We start from the raw sequence: 16,638 nt of genomic DNA on the forward strand, positions 1-16,638 counted from the left end.
TTCAGGGCCGTCGGGAGAGGAAACAGGGACGACGGCAGGGCGCGAACCTTCGTCTTCCCCGTCCAGAGCCGCAAACCAGATTGCCTTTGGCTCGCTGATAGGATTTCTAACGGCGATGGCCCGTTCCCTGCTCCCGCTCAACGCTCTCCGCGCCTTCGAGGCCGCCGCGCGTCACCTGAACTTCTCGCGCGCCGCCGACGAACTGTCCGTGACGCCCGGCGCTGTCAGCCAGCAGATCCGCCTGTTGGAAGACATCGTCGGTGGCCCCCTGTTCGTGCGCGAGGCGCGCGGCCTGCAGCTGACCGACCTGGGCCGATCTTCCGTGCCCCTGTTGCGTGAAGGGTTCGAACGGCTGATGGACGCCTCGGCCCTGTTGCGCGAGCCGCCGCGCCGCAAACAGGTTTCGATCAGCGTCGCGCCGGGCTTCGCCTCCAAATGGCTGATGCCGCGCATGGACGACTTTCACACCGCCCATCCCGAGATCGAGCTGTGGATTTCGGCCGACATGGAGCCGGCCGACCTGACCGAGGGCAAGGTGGACTTAGCCGTTCGCTATGGCCCCGGCGACTATCCCGGCCTGACGGTGGACCGGCTGATGACCGAGACTGTACTGCCCGTCTGCGCCCCGTCGCTGATGGACGGCGACAAGCCGATCCGAAAGCCAGGCGACCTGATCGGCCATACCCTGCTGCACGACATGTCCAACGACGGCGATCCCAGCCGACCGGACTGGGCCATGTGGTTGAAGGCGCGCGGCATTCGTCATCCCGACCCGCGTCGGGGCTCGCGCTTCAACCAGTCGGGCCTGCTGATCGAGGCGGCCATTTCAGGGCGCGGCGTGGCCCTGGCCAAACGCACCCTGGCCCAGGCAGACCTGGCGTCGGGGCGGCTGGTGGCGCCCTTCCCGGACGGGTCGGAAGCGGTCGGCTTCGCCTATTACGTCGTCCAGCCCCGTGATCGTCCGCCGTCGCCCAGCGCGACCGCCTTCGTCGGCTGGCTGAAGAAACAGGCCGTGGATCACGACAATACGATGGGTCAGCTGTAGGCTCAGGCCTCAGATTGAAAAGGACATCCGCCATGGCTGACGAAAAGGCCCCTCGCCTCGCGGTCCTTATCGATGCGGAGAACGCCTCCGCCCGCATCGCCGAGGCGCTGTTCAACGAGATCGCCACCCTAGGCGAGGCCTCGGCGCGGCGCATCTACGGCGACTTCGCCAGCCCGCAGATCGCCGGCTGGACGCGGGTTCTGGCCCGTTTCGCCATCCAGCCCCAGCAGAATTTCGCCAATACCAAGGGCAAGAACTCTGGCGACATCGCCCTGGTCATCGACGCGATGGACCTGCTGCATTCGGGGCGGTTCGACGGCTTTTGCCTGGTGTCGTCCGACGCCGACTTCACCCGACTGGCGGCCCGCATCCGTGAGGAAGGCGTCGATGTCTATGGGTTCGGCGAGCAGAAAACGCCCGAAAGCTTCCGCCAGGCCTGCACCCGCTTCATCTATACAGAAAACCTGATCTCCCCGATTCCGGCCGAAGCAGGCGCAAAGTCCCCGGTCGCGGAAAGCCGCGCGGCCAAGCGCAAGCCGTCGGAGGCGGCGCGTCTGATCGCGGCCATCATCGCCGACATGGACGAGGACGGTGACGGCTGGGTGGCGGTGGGCGGCATCGGCAATCGACTGCGCAACGCCCATCCCGACTTCGATCAGCGCACCTATGGCTACGCCAAGCTATCGGACCTGATCCGCGCGACGGGCAGGTTCGAGGTCGAGACCGGCGAGCGCGGCGCGATGCGGATCCGCGACCGCGCCTAGGGCTCTAGGCCCCGGCTTTAGGCTCTGACGGCCTGACTGGCGGACACGCCCAGGGCCTGAAGCGCGGCGGCGGCGATATGTTCGGCGTTCAGGCCGGCCTCGGCATACATAGCCATCGGCGCATCCTGATCCTGGAACACGTCGGGCAGGTTGAGGGTGCGGATCTTGAGTCCGCCGTCCAACGCGCCCTTCTCGGCCAGCAGTTGCAGCACGAAGGCGCCGAAGCCGCCCATGGCACCCTCCTCGACCGTGATCAGGGCCTCGTGCTCGCGCGACAGACGCAGGATCATGTCGGCGTCCAGCGGCTTGGCGAAACGGGCGTCCGCCACCGTCGCCGACACACCCTTGGCCGCCAGCATGTCCGCCGCCTTCAGCGATTCCTGCAGGCGGGTGCCCAGGCTGAGGATCGCGACCGAGGTCCCCTCGCGCACGATCCGGCCCTTGCCGATCTCCAGCGGGGCGGCAAGCTCGGGGATTTCCAAGCCCACGCCGTCGCCGCGCGGATAGCGGAAGGCGCTGGGCCGGTCGTCGATGGCAAGGCTTGTCGAGATCATCGCCGCCAATTCGGCCTCGTCGGCGGCGGCCATCAGCACCATGCCGGGCAGCGCGCCCATGAAGCCGATATCGAACGATCCCGCATGGGTCGCTCCGTCCGAACCGACCAGACCTGCACGGTCCATGGCGAACCGCACCGGCAGCGACTGGATGGCCACATCGTGGACCACCTGGTCGTAGCCGCGTTGCAGGAAGGTCGAATAGATGGCGCAGACCGGCTTCATCCCGTCCGCCGCCAGCCCCGCCGCGAAGGTCACCGCATGCTGTTCGGCGATGCCGACATCATAGGTGCGCTCCGGGAAGGCTTGACCGAACAGGTCCAGCCCGGTGCCCGACGGCATGGCCGCCGTGATCGCCACGATCGACGGATCGATCCTGGCGTGTTTGATCAGCTCGGTCCCGAACACCTTGGTGTAGCTGGGCGTGTTGGAGATGGCCTTGGCCTGTTTGCCCGACACCACGTCGAACTTGACCACGGCATGCAGCTTGTCGGCGCTGCTTTCGGCGTGGGTGTAGCCCTTGCCCTTTTGCGTCACGACGTGAACCAGCACCGGCCGGTCCTCGATGGCGGCCGCCTTCTTCAGGATCGGCACCAGATTGTCCATGTCGTGCCCGTCGATGGGACCGACGTAGTAGAAGCCCAGTTCCTCGAAGAAGGTGCCGCCGGTGACCATGCCGCGTGCATATTCCTCGGCCTTCTTGGCCGCCTTGCGGAAGGGGCGCGGCAGGTGCTGGGCGACGGATTTGCCCAGCCGCCGGACGTTCTGATAGGCCCCGCCCGACACCAGGCCGGCTAAATAGGCGCTCATCCCGCCCACCGGGGGCGCGATGGACATGTCGTTGTCGTTCAAGATGACCATCAGCTGGCCGCTGGTCGCCTCGGCGGCGTTGTTCATCGCCTCATAGGCCATGCCGGCCGACATGGAGCCGTCGCCGATCACCGCCACGACGCGGTTCTTCTCGCCCTTCTGATCACGCGCGGCGGCGAAGCCCAGGGCGGCGCTGATCGAGGTCGAGGCATGGGCGGCGCCGAACGGATCGTATTCGCTCTCGCTGCGCTTGGTGAAGCCCGACAGGCCGCCGCCCTGGCGCAAGGTGCGGATGCGGTCGCGCCGTCCGGTCAGGATCTTGTGCGGATAGCACTGATGCCCGACGTCCCAGATCAGGATGTCCTTGGGCGTCTCGAACACATGGTGCAGCGCCGTGGTCAGTTCGACCACCCCCAGACCCGCACCCAAGTGACCGCCGGTGACGGACACCGCATCGATCGTCTCGGCCCGCACTTCCTGCGCCAGCTGTTTCAGCTGGGCGATATCGAAGGCCCGGGTGTCGGCCGGGAATTTGACGGTGTCGAGAAGCGGGGTGTCGGGCATCAGCCGTAAAACCTTGGAAAGTCTGATTGATCAACCCGCAGGTCGCGTCAACGTTTCGTATCAGGACCGGCGCTTTAGCACAAAGTCCACGCTGGCCCTGAGGATTTCGGCGTCCTCGCCGAACGGCTCAAGGTGCGAGCGGGCTTGGTTTGCGAGATGCGCGACCCTGTGTCGCGCCGCTTCCAGACCCAGAAGGGTGACGAAATTGGTCTTGCCCAGGGCCGCGTCCTTGCCGCCCGCCGCCTTGCCCATCTCCTCGGCCGACCCTTCGGCGTCCAGCAGGTCGTCGACGATCTGATAGGCCAGGCCGACATCGTGGGCGAAGCTGATCAGGGCATGCTGCTGCGACATGGAGGCGTCGGCGATGATCAAGGGGATTTCGAACGCATAGGCGAACAGTGCGCCGGTCTTCAGCCGCTGCATTCGCGCGACGCCGCCCAGGTCGTCACGCACGCCCAGCAGATCGATCATCTGACCGCCCGCCATGCCGCGCGCCCCGGACGCCAGCGACAGCCGCGCGGCCAGTTCGCACCGCACGGCCGCATCGTCGTGGGTGTCTTCATGCAGGATGATGTCGAAGGCGGCGGTCTGAAGCGCATCGCCGGCCAGCACCGCCGTCGCCTCGTCATAGGCGCGGTGAACCGTGGGGCGGCCCCGGCGCATGTCGTCGTCGTCCATGCACGGCAGGTCGTCGTGAACCAGGCTGTAGGCGTGGACGCATTCCAGGGCGCAGGCGGCGCGCAGCACCGACCGCTCGTCGATGTCGAACAGGCGCGCGGCCTCCAGCGCAAAGAACGGCCGCAGCCGTTTGCCGGGACCCAGCGCCGCATAGCGCATGGCCTCGGTCAGGCGCGATTCGGGGCCCTCCGCGCGCGGCAGCAGTTCATCCAGCGCGACCGTGACCAGATCGGCGACCTCGGCCACGCGGTCGATCACCGCCTGTTCCGGCGAGTTGGCGGCGATGACGCGGTTCAAGACCGGCCGCCCATTGCCGACCTGACGCGGAACAGATTGATCATTCGAACGACGCCGCCTCGACACCCTTGGCCTGACCGTCGGGGCCGACGACGATCTTCTCGACGCGCAGCTGGGCCGCCTTCAGGCGCGCCTCGCAGTGGGCCTTCAGCTTGGCGCCCTCTTCGTACAGGGCAATGGATTCTTCCAGCGGCGCCTGGCCGGACTCCAGGCGGGACACGATGGTCTCCAGCCGCTGCAGGGCGTCTTCGAAGCTGAGGTCGGCGGGGATGGCGGCGGCGGTGTCGGTCATGCGCGGACCCTAATGGGGCGCAACCGCCGCATCAACGTCAGAAGCGGCTATCGTTTCTCGTAGCGCCGCTGGGACCAGTATTTGAAGCCCTGGTTGTGGACCAGTTTCCAGCCCTCGCCCTTCAGCGCGCGACCGACCATATGGTTGAAATAGCCGTGGGCGAAGACCAGCACGTCCTGGCCGCTCTCGGCCCGCGCGATCAGCTTGCGCGCCGCCTGATCGGCGCGCGCCTCGGCCTGGGCGCGGGTCTCCTGTCCGTCGTGATGGTCGAAGGCGTGCCACCAGAAGCGCGACACCACGCCCCACCATTTGGGCGACAGCTTGATCCATTCCGGAATCGGCGGCGGCGGCAGGGGCGCCTCGATGAACATCACGTCGGCCATCACCTCGCGCCCGGCGGCGGCGGCGGCGGCGGTTTCCTGGGCGCGCTGACGGGTCGAGGCGTAGATGGCGCCGGCGCCTTGCGCGGCGGCGACCAGTTCCGGCGGGGGCGTCTGGCCGGCCAGCAGACCGCCGATCTCGTATTTCGCCCACCACTCGCCGTACTGGCGCGCCGTGATCAGGCATTTGCGCGACAGGGCCGGCTCGCCGTGGCGCGTCAGGGTGATGGCGCCGGGTCGCAGGGCCACAAGCGCGCCGACGGATCCCGCGCCGTCAGGCGGGGACACGGACGGTTCGGTCGAATCGAGGGACAGGGCGGGGGCTGACATGACAAACGGACGGGCCTTTGGTTTCAAGGCGTTAAGCGTCCTCAGTCCTCCCCGAGCGCGGCGACGTGGGCGACCGCAGAGCGGCCTAGTCCTTCAAGGTCGTAACCGCCCTCAAGCGCCGACACAACCTTGCCCGAACACGTCCGACGCGCGACCTCCAGAATCGCACGCGTCGCCCAGGCGAAATCCTCGGCTTCCAGCGACTGATGCGCCAGCGGATCGCGCCTGTGGGCGTCGAAACCGGCCGATATCAGGATCAGGTCCGGCCGGAACGATTCCAGCGCCGGCATCAGCCCGCCGGCGAAGGTCGCGCGCCAGTCTTCTCGCGCCGCATGGGGAACGACCGGGGCGTTGACGATATTGCCGACGCCGGTTTCGGACGCCGCGCCCGTGCCGGGATAGAGCGGCATCTGGTGGATGGAGGCCAGGAACAGGCTGTCGTCGTCTTCGAACGCGGCCTGGGTGCCGTTGCCGTGGTGAACGTCGAAATCCACCACCGCCACCCGCGCCATCCCTTCGGATTGAGCCACGCGCGCCGCGACGGCGACGGAGGAGAACAGGCAGAACCCCATGGCGCGATCCGGTTCGGCATGGTGGCCGGGCGGGCGCACGGCGGCGAAGGCGCGGTTCATCTCGCCCCGCGCCACGGCCCGCACCGCGTCGATCGCTGCGCCCGCCGCCAGCCTCGCGGCCGGCACGCTGCCGGGCGAAAGCATGGTGTCGGCGTCCAGTTGGATCATCCCCTTGACCGGCGACGCGTCCAGCAGGCGCGCGACATAGGCGGCCGGATGCACCCGCTCCAGATCAACGACCTCGGCCGGCGTCGCCGCACGCCGGTCGCCGGCGAGCCCGGCCTCGGCCAGGGCGTCCAGCACCGCCTTCAGACGCTCGGGACTTTCGGGATGTCCCGCGCCGGGCGCGTGAGACAGCATCGATGGATGGGTGAAGATCGGCAGTTGGTTCATGGCGGGTTGGTCATTTCTCGGATGCGCCTTGCGGCCAGCCTATCGCAAGCCGATGTGCAAGGCGACGAAACAAGCCCGAGGAGATCGTCATGAAGGCAATCGGCACGACCGGCCCCCGCCCCGCGACCGACCCCGTCGCCCTGGTCGCCTTCGACGCGCCCGAACCGATCCTGCGCCCACGCGATCTGCTGGTTCAGGTCAACGCCGTCAGCCTGAACCCCGTGGACACGAAGGTGCGCGGCAGCCGGCAGCCCGAGGAGGGCCAGACCAGCATCCTGGGCTATGACGCGGCCGGGGTGGTGATCGGCGTCGGCGACGAAGCCAGCCTGTTCAAGGTCGGGGACGAGGTCTTCTACGCCGGCCAGATCGACCGGCCAGGCTCCAACGCGGAACGCCAGGCTGTGGACGAGCGGATCGTCGGACCAAAGCCCAGGTCCCTGACATTCGCAGAGGCCGCCGCCCTGCCCCTGACGGTCATCACGGCCTGGGAGCTGTTGTTCGACCGGTTGAAGGCCGGCAAGGACGAAGACGAGAGCCTGCTGATCGTCGGCGGCGCCGGCGGCGTCGGCTCGGCCCTGATCCAGATCGCACGCGCCGTCACCAAGCTGCGTGTCGTCGCCACCGCCTCGCGTCCCGAAACCCGCCAATGGTGCCTGGACCTGGGCGCCCACGCGGTGATCGATCACTCCGGCCCGATCGACGAAGCCCTTGCGGCGGCCGGCGAGCGCGCACCGAAATATATCGCATCCCTGACCCACACCCAGGCCCATTTCGAAGCCTTGGCCCGCGCGGTGGCGGTGCAGGGCGTGATCGGCGCCATCGACGACTTCAAGGGGCTGCCGGTCGAACTGCTGAAACAGAAGGCGGCCGGCTTCGTCTGGGAGTTCATGTTCACCCGCCCCGTGCAGCAGACCCCCGACATGATCGAACAGCACAGGTTGCTGACGGAGGTCTCGCGTCTGGTGGACGCCGGCGTCGTCCGCACCACCCTGACCGAAAACCTCGGCGTGCTGTCGGTCGAAAATCTGCTTGAGGGTCACCGCCGGCTGGAAAGCAGCGCGACAATAGGCAAGATCGCGCTGGACGGCTTTTGACCTCTGCCTCTATGGGCGGATGATGACCGAGATCGTGATCCGCCCTGCCCGCCTCGACGACGCCGCCGCCTTGGGCGCCCTGGGCCGCCAGACCTTCGTCGACACCTTCGTCGAGGGATTCAGGATCCCGTATCCCGAAGCCGATCTGAACGCCTTCCTCGACGCCAGTTTCGATCCCGAGCCGACGCGGAAAAAACTCGCCGAACCGGGCAGCGCCTGGTGGGTCGCCGAGCGGGACGGCGATCTGCTGGCCTTCGCCAATGCGGGTCGCAACGGCCTGCCCCATCCCGAGGCCCGACCGGAGCACATGGAGTTGCGGCGCCTGTATGTTTCCAAGGCCGCGCAGGGTCTGGGCCTGGGCACGAAACTGCTGACCCTGTCGCTGGACTGGATGGATGCCCACACCCAAGGCCCGCTGTGGATCGGCGTCTGGAGCGGCAACGACAAGGCCCAGCGCCTCTACGCCGCCTACGGCTTCAAGAAGGCCGGGGAATACGACTACCCCGTCGGCGCCTGGCGCGACCGAGAGTTCATCTTGCGGCGCGGATAGACTATATCGTCGGCATGACCCGCGCCGAACTGCTGGAAAAGCTGCGTGAGCTGAAGCCCTGGCTGGAAGAACAGGGCATCGTCAACCTGCGCCTGTTCGGCAGCTATGCCCGCGACGAGGCCGGACCGGACAGCGACGTGGACCTGCTGGTGGATACATCCAGGCCCATGGGCATCGAGTTTCTGACCACGGAACGCCTGCTGGCTGAGCGACTGGAGACGCCGGTCGAGTTTTGTTCTTGGGAAGTCATGCGGCCCTATGTGCGCACGAAGGTCGAGAAAGACCTGATCCTTGTCTAACGGGGCCGATGCGGACCTGATCGCCGAAATATTGGACGCCGCCGGACGTGTAAGAGTTTACATCGAGCAGGACGGTCGAGAGGGCTTCTTGCGACAGAGCCAGGTGTATGACGCGGTCTGTATGAACCTGTTGCGGATCGGCGAGTGCGCCCGTTTCTTGAGTGACGACGTCAAGGGACGACTGCCCAGCATTCCGTGGCCCGACATCGTAAGTCTGCGTAACCGGGTGGCCCACAGCTATGAAACGCTGAAGCCCGAAGTGCTTTGGCTTATCGCCAGCGTGAGCCTGCCGGCGCTCCACCAAGCCCTTCAGGTTCTGGACGCCGACTGATGCTCCTGCCCTTCTTCACCGCCCTGCGCGACGCCAAGGTTCCGGTGTCGATGAAGGAATGGCTCCATCTGATGGAGGCGATGGATCGCGATTTGGCCGGGCGCGAGATCGAGACCTTCTATCACCTGTCGCGCGCAGTCCTGGTCAAGGACGAGAAACACTATGACCGTTTCGACCAGGTGTTCGGTGCCGTTTTCAAGGGCGAGGAGTCGGTCGGCGCGGGCGAGGACCTGACGACAGACATCCCCGAGGACTGGCTGCGGCTGCTGAACGAGAAATATCTGACCGACGAGGAAAAGGCTCAGATCGAGGCGCTGGGCGGGTTCGACAAGCTGATGGAGACGCTGAAACAGCGGCTGGAGGAACAGCACGAACGGCACTCCGGCGGCTCGAAATGGATCGGCACGGGCGGGACCAGCCCCTTCGGTCACGGCGGCTACAATCCCGAAGGCGTGCGCATCGGCGGACCGGGCAAACACGGCCGGGCGGTCAAGGTGTGGGAGAAGCGCGAGTTCAGGAACCTGGACGACACGGTCGAACTGGGTACGCGCAACATCAAGGTGGCGCTGCGCCGCCTGCGCAGGTTCGCGCGCGAGGGGGCGGCGGAAGAACTGGACATCGACGGCACCATCGACGGCACGGCGCGCCAGGGCTGGCTGGACATTCGGATGCGGCCAGCGCGGCGCAATACGATCAAGGTGCTGCTGTTCCTCGACATAGGCGGCTCAATGGACGGCCATATCAAGCTGGTGGAGGAGCTATTCTCGGCCGCCAAGACCGAGTTCAAGAACCTGGAGTTCTTCTACTTCCACAACTGCCTTTACGAGGGCGTGTGGAAAGACAACCGGCGTCGGCACACCGAGCGAATCCCGACCTGGGACCTGCTGCACAAATATCCGGGCGACTGGCGGGCCATCTTCGTCGGCGACGCGACCATGTCGCCTTACGAGATCACCATGCCCGGCGGCTCCGTCGAGCACTGGAACGAGGAGGCTGGCGCCGTCTGGATGAAGCGGGCGCGTCAGCAGTGGGAGAAGTCGATCTGGCTGAACCCGGTGCAGGAACGGTACTGGAGCTACACCGCCTCGGTCGGCCTGCTGCGCGAGGTGATGGAGGAGCGGATGTTCCCCCTGACGTTGGAAGGTCTCGACAAGGCGATGCGCGCCCTGACAAGGTAGGTTCGCGTCACGGGCGAGTTCCTGCCCGGCGAACTGTTTCGAGGGGCCTTGTCCATGATCGCCGCCGCCTTCGCCCTGCTTCTGTTTCAGCAACCCGCCCCGAGCGTCGTGTGGGAGGCGCCCGAGCCAGACCCCGTGGTCGAGGCGCCCGCGCCGACGGTGCAGCATTCCGTGCCGGCGTGGGGCTTGGCCGATCCCTTCGGTTTCGAGCGCGCCCGGTGCAGTCCGCTGGTGCGCGGCGCCAAGTCGATGGAGACCTGCCAGACCGAAGTGCGCGAACAACTGGCCCTGGCCATGGGACCGGACCTGCCGGACGCCCTGCGCCCCAGCGGCATGGCGGGCGACTGTCAGATGATCCAGGCCAACGCCGGCGGCTCGGCCTATGCCGTTCAGTGTGGGCCGCAATCGCGGGCGGCCAGCGCGCCGTCGGCCTTGCGGGAAATGGACTGCCGTCCCCGTCCCGTCGAAGGCGGCTTCAGTTCGGAATGCCGCCCTGTCGATGCGAAGGACAGCAAGGGCCTGTCGATCAACCTCTGGGGCGACAAGGACTGATCGAAACGCAGAAACGCCGCCCGCTTTCGCGGACGGCGCTTCCTATTTTCGCGCAATTCCAGTGAGGTTTAGGCCTTGTCGCGGAGGCTGTCCTTGACGCCGCCAACGGTGTTCTGGACCTTGCCTTCGACTTGGTCGGCCTTGCCTTCGGCCTGAAGTTTGCTGTCGCCGGTCACCTTGCCGGCGGCTTCCTTGATCTTGCCGCCGATGTTCTTGGCGGCGCCTTCGACACGATCATGATCAGCCATCTGGACTCTCCGTTTTCAATAGCCGCGACAGGGCGTTGCGGGTTGAAAAGGAAACGACGCAGCCCTGCGCCCGTTCCGTACGGCTCAGCTTGCGCGACGCAGCCAGACTGCGACCGCCCAGGCGTGGGAATCGTGTCTCAGGCGGGACAGGGCGAAGGTCGGATCCAGCCACACCAGGGTATGGTCGTCCTCGCATTTCGCATCCGGGTTTTCGGCGGTGACGGTCGCGGTCCAGAAGCCGCCGACATTGTTCACAGGCTCACGCGTCGAACGCACGAAATACTGGCTGGCCTCGGCGATGCGATTCAGCGGCGCGATGTCGAGGCCCGTCTCCTCGACGAACTCGCGCTTCAGAGCCTGAACCTCGGTCTCCTCGGCATCCACACCGCCGCCCGGCAGATCGAAATAGGGACCGGCTTCGCGCTCGACGCGGACACAGGCGATCAGTCCGTCGCGTTCGACGATGCCGAACGCCGTGGCGCGGTGACGATATTCCGAAGCGGGTTTGCTAACGCCGAACTGCAACATGAAAGAATACCGACCCTAGAGGTCGAACGACAGCCTGGCGCGCACGCCCTTGTGGGCGCCGTCGAACTCGACGGCCGATCGCAGGCCCGAGGCCATGGCCGAGATGATCTTGCCGCCCAGGCCCGTGCCCTTGGGCGTGCCGTCGCCCATGCCGGGGCCGTCGTCCTCGACCATTAGGGCGACCTTGTTCTCGCCCTCGCGACGCAAATGGATGCGGATTTCGCCCCCCTGCCCCGGCGCATAGGCGTATTTGACGGCGTTTGTGACCAGTTCGGTGACGATGACGCCGATGGACACCGCCTGGTCGGTCGTGACCGACAGAGGTTCGGCGTCCAAGGTCAACTTGGGCGATCCCTCGTCAGGCCCGATGGACTTGGACAGTTCGTCCATCAGCCCCACTAGATATTCGTCCATGGCGACGGTGCTCATGTCGCCCGACGTGTAGAGGCGTCGGTGAACGTGGGCGACGGCCTCAATGCGCGCCTGAGACTCGCGCAGCGCATCCCTGGCGCCTTGATCGGTCACGTGTCGCATCTGCAGCGACATGAAGCTGGACACCAGTTGCAGCGAGTTGCCGACGCGGTGGTTCACCTCGCGCAGCATGGCCTCGGCCCGGTCGCGGGCCAGGCGGATTTCTTCCTGCGCCAGGTCGTTCTCACGCTGCAGCCGGCGACGCAGCAGGGCGTCTTCCAGCGCCGAGCGCAACAAGGAGGTGAAGTCCTCGGACACGTCCTTGATGACATAGTCGGCGGCGCCCGCGCGCAGGGCCGCCACCGCGATGCGCCCATCCTGCGTGCCTGTCACATAGACGACCGGCGGCGGCGCGTTCAGCGCCAGGATGTCGGGCAGGACATCCAGACCATCGCGCGCCGGCATGTAGTGGTCGAGAGCGCAGATATCGTACTCATGCTGCTGCAACAGCTCCAGGCCCGCGTCCCCATCGGGGGCGCAGGTGACGGCATAGCCGTGACGCCCCAACTCCTTCTCGACCAGCCGGGACAGGCCCCGGTCGTCGTCGATGTAGAGCAGGCGGATGGGCTGCTGCGTCTCGATCACTCGATCTCCGGCGCCTGGATGACCGACAGGAACAGGCCCAGCTGGCGGATCGCGCCGGCGAAGGATTCATAGTCGACCGGCTTGGTGATGTAGACGTTGCAGCCCAGGTCGTAGCAGCGCTGAATCTCGACCTTGTCGTCCGTGGTCGTCAGCACGACGACCGGCGCACGCTTCAGGCGGTCGTTGCCCTTCACCTTCTCCAGAATGTCAGTTCCCGACATATCCGGAAGGTTGAGGTCAAGCAGGATCAGCAGCGGCCCGTTAGCCAGAATTTCTTCGCTGAACAGATAGTCCAGCGCCGCGCCGCCCTCGTCGAAATGCTTGATTTCATTGTTTATATTGGCCCGGCGGATGTTCTTTTCGATCAGCTTGGCATGACCGTGATCGTCCTCGACCATGATGATTTTGACGGGTTGCGTCACAGCGCGCCTCCGGGTTCAGCTAGGATCAGTCGTTTGGGGAATTTCAGCAGGAAAGTCGAGCCTTTACCCAGCTCGGACTCGATGTCGATCGTGCCCTCGATCCGTCGCACGCTGTTGCGCACGAAGGCCAGGCCCAGCCCCTCGCCCGACCGGTCCTGCTTGCCGGATCGGCGGAACAGTTCGAAGATCCGTTCGTGGTCGCGCGGCGCAATGCCCCGACCGTTGTCGGCGACCCGATAGACGACCCAGCCGCCCGGCACGTCCTCGCCCGAAACCACGATCTCGCCAGGCCTACTGGCGTCCAGATATTTGACGGCGTTGTCGATCAGGTTGCCCATGATCTGCTCCATCGAAATCCGGTCGCTTTCGATTTCGGGCAGAGGCTGGACGTCGATGCGAGCGCCCGACGCCTCGGTCTGGTGGTGGACGCTGTTGGCGATGTTCTGGGCCATGGCGGTCATGTCCAGCGTCTCCGGCAGCAGATTGCGCCGACCTTCGCGCGACAGCTTCAGGATGGCGTTGATCAGTCGATCCATCTTCTCGGTCGAGGCGCGGATGAAGCCGATGGCCTCGGGCATGTCCTCTCGGACCGCCATGACGACGTCGGGATCGACCTCGCGCGTCTTCTCGGCGTCGGTGATGGACTTGTCGATGACCTTGCCAGCCTGCTCCAGTTCGGAAGTATAGCCCATCACATTGACCAGGGGCGCGCGCAGGTCATGGCTGACGATGTAGGCGAAGCGCTGGATTTCCTCGTTGGCACGCATCAGGTCGCCGGTGCGTTCACGGACCTTGTCCTCCAGACCGGCATTGGCGGCGTCCAGCGTCGCGCGGGCGGCCTGAAGTTCAGACACGTAGCGCCGCACCATCCAGGCCGACAGCAGCGCCAGGACGATCACCAGCAGGCCCGCGATGGCGTTCATCGTCACCGTCAGGACGCCGAACCGCTCGGAGGCCCTACTGCGCTCGGCGATCCGGGTCGATTTGATTGTGTCGAAGTCCTCCACGGCGACGCGCAGCTCATCCATGTAGCGCTTGCCTTCGCCGGACCTTACGGACTGGATCGACTGACCGATCCGCCCCTGCTGCGCCAAGGTCACGGTCCGTTCCATCTCGGCCCACTTGAGGTCTGCCAGACGATGGATACGGTCGATAGGCGCCTTGAGCGTCCGGTCCTGCACCGCGCCTTCCTCAAGAAAGACCACGGCCGGCTCCATCTCCGCCCTTGCGTCGCGATAGGGCTGAAGGAAATCGCTGCGGCCAGTCAGCAGAAATCCCCGCTGTGCGGTCTCGGCGTTCAACATGGAAATCAGGATCGTACGCGACGCACGCCGCATCTGCTGCGCGTGCTCGACGGTGCGGTTCACCGACGCCGTCCGCTGGATCATCACGAAGGTGGTGGCGTTGACGAGGATCAGCAGCCCGAACACCAGGATCAGCATCGCTGACATGGACCGCGCGAGCGACGATGTGCGCATGAAGTCGCGCAATCGCGACCATTGGGATCGAGGGCTTGGGATCATGACGGTGGAGCTTTAGCGGCGTGCGGCGCCGCGTCAAACGTCAAACTGAATCCGCCGTGTTTCCAGGCCGTTATCAGACCTGGCCCAGTGTACGCAACCGTGCCTTGGGGTGGATTTCGTTCTGGCTCATCACCACGGTCTGCCCCCGGAAGCGTTCGATGATCGACCGCACATAGGGGCGGGTCATCGGCCCGGTCAGCAGCACAGGATTTTCGCCCGTCATGGCGATACGCTCAAAGGTGTCGCGAACGGCGCGGATGAAGTCCTGAAGCCGAGACGGCGCCATGGCCAGCTGCTTGTCCTCGCCCTGCCCCACCAGGCTTTCGGCGAAGGCGTTCTCCCATTCCGGCGACAGGGTGACGATGGGCAGCGCGCCTTCGCCGTCCTTGTTCTGCCAGCACAGCTGACGGCCCAGGCGTGCGCGGACGTGCTCGACCAGGGTGGTGACGCTGGAGCTGTGCGGTGCGGCCTCGGCCAGGCCTTCCAGGATCGCCGGCAGGTCGCGGATCGAGACCTTCTCGCGCAGCAGGGCCTGCAGCACCCGTTGCAGGGTGGTGACCGTGACCACGCTCGGGACCAGTTCCTCGACCAGCTTCTTCTCTTCGGCGCCCAGTTCTTTCAGCAGCTTCTGCACCTCCGCATAGGACAGTAGGTCCGCCATATTGTCCTTCAGGATCTCGGTCAGGTGGGTGGTCAGCACCGTCGATGGATCGACCAGGGTGTAGCCCCGGAACGTCGCCTCTTCACGCATCCCGTCCTCGATCCAGGTGGCGGGCAGACCGAAGGCGGGCTCGCGCATGTGCTCGCCGGGCAGTTCAACCTGACGCCCCGACGGGTCCATCGCCATCAGATGACCCAGCCGCACCTCGCCCGCGCCGCTCTCCATCTCCTTGATGCGGATGGCGTAGCCCTGGGTCGGCAGGCGCATGTTGTCGAGGATGCGCACCTGGGGAATGACGAAGCCGTATTCCTGGGCCAGCGAGCGTCGCAGGGCGCGGATCTGATCGGTCAGGCGGCGGCCTTCCAGATCGTTGATCAGGCTGAGCAGCGAATACCCCAGCTCGATCTTGACCTCGTCGATAGTCAGGATGTTGGAGATGGGCTCTTCGACGTCTTCCTTGGGCTTGGCGGCGGCGGCGGTCGCGGCGATCTCGGCCTCGGTCGGTTGCGGCTTCAGGCGGTTGCGCCCCAGCTTCCAGGCCATGAAGCCCGAGCCGATGGCCAGTGCCGCGAACGGCAACAGAGGCATGCCGGGGATAAGACCGATCAGGCCGGCCGCGCCCGACACGACGCCCAACGACACGGGGTTTGTGGCCAGCTGCGTGACCATGGCCTTGTCCGCCGTACCCTCGACGCCGGCCTTTGACACCAGGAAGCCGGCGGCGATGGAGATGATGATGGCCGGAACCTGCGTCACCAGGCCGTCGCCGATGGTCAGCTGGACATAGGTATTGGCGGCCTCCATCGCCGGCATGCCGTGCGTCAGGGTTCCGATCAGGATGCCGCCGATGGCGTTGATGAAGGTGATGATCAGGCCGGCGACGGCGTCGCCGCGCACGAACTTGGACGCGCCGTCCATGGCGCCGAAGAAGGTCGATTCCTGCTCCAGCTCCTTGCGGCGGATCTTGGCCTGGTCCTCGGTGATAAGGCCGGACGACAGATCGGCGTCGATGGCCATCTGCTTGCCCGGCATGGAGTCCAGGGTGAAGCGGGCCGAGACTTCTGCGATCCGGGTCGATCCCTTGGTGATGACGACAAAGTTCACCACCAGGATGATGGCGAAGATAATCACCCCGATGATGAAGTTGCCGCCCATCATCAGTTGCCCGAAGGCGTTGATCACCTGACCGGCAGCCTCATGGCCTTCCTGGCCATGCGTCAGGATCAGGCGCGTCGAGGCCAGGTTCAGACCCAGGCGGAACAGGGTCGAGACCAACAGAACCGTGGGGAAGATGGCGAAATCCAGCGGCCGCTTCATCATCACGGCCGTCATCAGGATCAGCACGCTGGACACCAGCGAGAAGGCCAGCAGCAGGTCCAGAAGCATCTTCGGAACCGGCAGGATCAGCAGCATGATCACGCCGATCACGCTCACCGCCATCAGCACTTCGCCGCGGTTGACCCAGCCCAGGACGTCGCGCCCGGTGGGGCGCGCCATGCCGTCCTTCATCATCATGG

Annotated in this window: 19 protein-coding genes; 8 read left to right on the top strand and 11 right to left on the bottom strand. The window is 65.9% G+C overall.

Features of this window, described 5'->3' with window-relative positions:
• Positions 1 to 115 precede the first annotated feature (115 nt).
• Both gcvA and ACP7BH_RS07335 read left to right on the top strand, forming a co-directional pair.
• Positions 116 to 1,045 carry a transcriptional regulator GcvA gene (gene gcvA, locus ACP7BH_RS07330; protein ID WP_409713234.1) on the top strand — a complete coding sequence of 310 codons (930 nt, stop codon included), beginning with the start codon at positions 116 to 118 and terminating at the stop codon, positions 1,043 to 1,045.
• 32 nt (positions 1,046 to 1,077) lie between these two features.
• Complete coding sequence (locus tag ACP7BH_RS07335; protein WP_425982530.1) at positions 1,078 to 1,809, top strand: NYN domain-containing protein; 732 nt, start codon at positions 1,078 to 1,080, stop codon at positions 1,807 to 1,809.
• Positions 1,810 to 1,826: 17 nt separating this feature from the next.
• Here ACP7BH_RS07335 and dxs read toward each other — a convergent pair whose 3' ends face one another.
• The 5 genes from dxs to ACP7BH_RS07360 all read right to left on the bottom strand — a co-directional run bounded on the left by dxs (position 1,827) and on the right by ACP7BH_RS07360 (position 6,679).
• Positions 1,827 to 3,740 carry a 1-deoxy-D-xylulose-5-phosphate synthase gene (dxs, locus tag ACP7BH_RS07340; protein WP_425984777.1) on the bottom strand — a complete coding sequence of 638 codons (1,914 nt, stop codon included), beginning with the start codon at positions 3,738 to 3,740 and terminating at the stop codon, positions 1,827 to 1,829.
• 57 nt (positions 3,741 to 3,797) lie between these two features.
• On the bottom strand, positions 3,798 to 4,673 hold the full coding sequence (locus tag ACP7BH_RS07345; protein WP_135195623.1) for a polyprenyl synthetase family protein: 876 nt from the start codon (positions 4,671 to 4,673) through the stop codon (positions 3,798 to 3,800).
• Positions 4,674 to 4,752: 79 nt separating this feature from the next.
• Positions 4,753 to 5,004 carry an exodeoxyribonuclease VII small subunit gene (locus ACP7BH_RS07350; protein WP_008260204.1) on the bottom strand — a complete coding sequence of 84 codons (252 nt, stop codon included), beginning with the start codon at positions 5,002 to 5,004 and terminating at the stop codon, positions 4,753 to 4,755.
• A gap of 47 nt (positions 5,005 to 5,051) precedes the next feature.
• Positions 5,052 to 5,714, bottom strand: coding sequence for a histidine phosphatase family protein (locus ACP7BH_RS07355; RefSeq protein ID WP_425982528.1), 663 nt, complete (start codon positions 5,712 to 5,714; stop codon positions 5,052 to 5,054).
• Between the two features lie 41 nt (positions 5,715 to 5,755).
• Entirely contained in the window at positions 5,756 to 6,679 is a 924-nt protein-coding gene (locus ACP7BH_RS07360) for a histone deacetylase family protein (RefSeq protein ID WP_425982526.1), read from the bottom strand.
• Positions 6,680 to 6,768: 89 nt separating this feature from the next.
• Between ACP7BH_RS07360 and ACP7BH_RS07365 the strand changes: the two genes are divergently transcribed.
• Genes ACP7BH_RS07365 through ACP7BH_RS07390 form a run of 6 tightly spaced genes read left to right on the top strand, consistent with a single transcriptional unit; the run spans position 6,769 to position 10,683 of the window.
• Positions 6,769 to 7,773, top strand: coding sequence for a zinc-binding alcohol dehydrogenase family protein (locus ACP7BH_RS07365; RefSeq protein ID WP_425982524.1), 1,005 nt, complete (start codon positions 6,769 to 6,771; stop codon positions 7,771 to 7,773).
• A gap of 22 nt (positions 7,774 to 7,795) precedes the next feature.
• The gene (locus ACP7BH_RS07370) at positions 7,796 to 8,323 is read left to right on the top strand and encodes a GNAT family N-acetyltransferase (protein WP_425982522.1); all 528 of its coding nucleotides are present in this window, start codon (positions 7,796 to 7,798) and stop codon (positions 8,321 to 8,323) included.
• A 14-nt stretch (positions 8,324 to 8,337) separates the two neighbouring features.
• The gene (locus ACP7BH_RS07375; RefSeq protein WP_154725757.1) at positions 8,338 to 8,622 is read left to right on the top strand and encodes a nucleotidyltransferase family protein; all 285 of its coding nucleotides are present in this window, start codon (positions 8,338 to 8,340) and stop codon (positions 8,620 to 8,622) included.
• Positions 8,615 to 8,953 carry a DUF86 domain-containing protein gene (locus ACP7BH_RS07380; protein ID WP_425982519.1) on the top strand — a complete coding sequence of 113 codons (339 nt, stop codon included), beginning with the start codon at positions 8,615 to 8,617 and terminating at the stop codon, positions 8,951 to 8,953. The genes ACP7BH_RS07375 and ACP7BH_RS07380 overlap by 8 nt, the downstream gene beginning before the upstream one ends.
• Positions 8,953 to 10,131 carry a vWA domain-containing protein gene (locus ACP7BH_RS07385; RefSeq protein WP_425982516.1) on the top strand — a complete coding sequence of 393 codons (1,179 nt, stop codon included), beginning with the start codon at positions 8,953 to 8,955 and terminating at the stop codon, positions 10,129 to 10,131. Before ACP7BH_RS07380 ends, ACP7BH_RS07385 begins: the two co-directional genes overlap by 1 nt.
• Positions 10,132 to 10,185: 54 nt before the next feature.
• Complete coding sequence (locus ACP7BH_RS07390) at positions 10,186 to 10,683, top strand: hypothetical protein (RefSeq protein WP_425982514.1); 498 nt, start codon at positions 10,186 to 10,188, stop codon at positions 10,681 to 10,683.
• A gap of 68 nt (positions 10,684 to 10,751) precedes the next feature.
• On the opposite strand, the gene ACP7BH_RS07395 is transcribed toward ACP7BH_RS07390, so the two are convergent.
• The 6 genes from ACP7BH_RS07395 to flhA all read right to left on the bottom strand — a co-directional run bounded on the left by ACP7BH_RS07395 (position 10,752) and on the right by flhA (position 16,636).
• A complete protein-coding gene (locus ACP7BH_RS07395; protein ID WP_135195023.1) occupies positions 10,752 to 10,931 on the bottom strand; it encodes a CsbD family protein in 180 nt (59 codons plus the stop codon).
• Between the two features lie 84 nt (positions 10,932 to 11,015).
• Positions 11,016 to 11,459, bottom strand: coding sequence for an NUDIX domain-containing protein (locus tag ACP7BH_RS07400; protein ID WP_425982512.1), 444 nt, complete (start codon positions 11,457 to 11,459; stop codon positions 11,016 to 11,018).
• Positions 11,460 to 11,474: 15 nt separating this feature from the next.
• Positions 11,475 to 12,515, bottom strand: coding sequence for a sensor histidine kinase (locus ACP7BH_RS07405; protein ID WP_425982509.1), 1,041 nt, complete (start codon positions 12,513 to 12,515; stop codon positions 11,475 to 11,477).
• On the bottom strand, positions 12,512 to 12,937 hold the full coding sequence (locus ACP7BH_RS07410) for a response regulator (RefSeq protein ID WP_425982506.1): 426 nt from the start codon (positions 12,935 to 12,937) through the stop codon (positions 12,512 to 12,514). The genes ACP7BH_RS07405 and ACP7BH_RS07410 overlap by 4 nt, the downstream gene beginning before the upstream one ends.
• Entirely contained in the window at positions 12,934 to 14,388 is a 1,455-nt protein-coding gene (locus ACP7BH_RS07415; protein ID WP_425982503.1) for a sensor histidine kinase, read from the bottom strand. The genes ACP7BH_RS07410 and ACP7BH_RS07415 overlap by 4 nt, the downstream gene beginning before the upstream one ends.
• A 145-nt stretch (positions 14,389 to 14,533) precedes the next feature.
• Positions 14,534 to 16,636, bottom strand: coding sequence for a flagellar biosynthesis protein FlhA (gene flhA / locus ACP7BH_RS07420; protein ID WP_346494677.1), 2,103 nt, complete (start codon positions 16,634 to 16,636; stop codon positions 14,534 to 14,536).
• Between the last annotated feature and the right edge of the window lie 2 nt (positions 16,637 to 16,638).

Origin of the sequence: Brevundimonas sp. TWP2-1 (assembly GCF_049897645.1) — a bacterium.
Taxonomy (GTDB): Bacteria; Pseudomonadota; Alphaproteobacteria; order Caulobacterales; family Caulobacteraceae; genus Brevundimonas.